This is a genomic window from Paraburkholderia sp. SIMBA_054 (assembly GCF_046534875.1).
Lineage (GTDB): Bacteria > Pseudomonadota > Gammaproteobacteria > Burkholderiales > Burkholderiaceae > Paraburkholderia > Paraburkholderia hospita.
On sequence record NZ_JAWRXV010000914.1, the window covers coordinates 1 to 266 of the forward strand.

General features: G+C 56.0%; 1 protein-coding gene. It reads left to right on the top strand.

Features of this window, described 5'->3' with window-relative positions:
- Positions 1 to 179: 179 nt before the first annotated feature.
- A partial coding sequence (locus tag SB822_RS57795; RefSeq protein ID WP_410859199.1) for a LysR family transcriptional regulator occupies positions 180 to 266 on the top strand: 87 nt, incomplete at its 3' end.

Consider the following 266-nt stretch of genomic DNA (forward strand, 5'->3'; position numbering starts at 1 on the left):
TGAGGCCGAAAACGGGAAGCAGGATCTCGAGGGTGGCTAACATCGGTGGGAAACGCGCGAGCTATACGGCGTGTGAGAGGGCAACCCGTCAGCGTAGTGACTTGCGTTGATACAATCAAATACTGTTTTTTACGCTGGACGATACCTTTTATGCATCGTCAGTTAACTCAGGTGGACACGTGATCGACATCAAGCCGCTGCGCTATTTCGTGACGCTTGCCGAGACGCGCCATTTCGGGCGGGCGGCGGCGCGCCTGAACTTGTCG